General features: G+C 51.4%; 1 pseudogene. It reads left to right on the top strand.

The window, feature by feature from the left end:
- Positions 1-89 precede the first annotated feature (89 nt).
- Positions 90-385 (top strand): annotated as a pseudogene (gene asrC, locus GQV94_RS07670) (anaerobic sulfite reductase subunit AsrC); the annotation flags it as partial.

Here is a 385-nt window from a genome sequence, read left to right as displayed (position 1 = left end):
CTGCCGTATGGGCGAAGTTTATGTCTGCACCGACGGCCCGATATTTAACTACGCCGTCGCGCAACGTTTTGCCGATTAAGGAGAACATCATGAGCATTGATATTGATATTATTAAAGCCCGTGCGAAAAACGAATATCGCCTGTCAAAAGTGCGCGGCGAAGCGATGATCAGCGTCCGCATTCCCGGCGGCATTTTGCCTGCGCATTTGCTGACTGTGGCACGTGATATCGCCGAAACCTGGGGCAACGGGCAAATCCACCTTACTACCCGCCAGAAACTGGCTATGCCGGGTATCCGTTACGAAGACATCGATAAAGTAAACGCTGCGCTGGAGCCATTTCTTCGCGAAATTGAAATGGAACTGTGCGACGTTCAGGTTGAGGA

This window comes from Campylobacter sp. TTU_617 (assembly GCF_016599045.1).
Lineage (GTDB): Bacteria > Campylobacterota > Campylobacteria > Campylobacterales > Campylobacteraceae > Campylobacter_D.
This window is presented reverse-complemented; position numbering and strand designations above follow the sequence as displayed.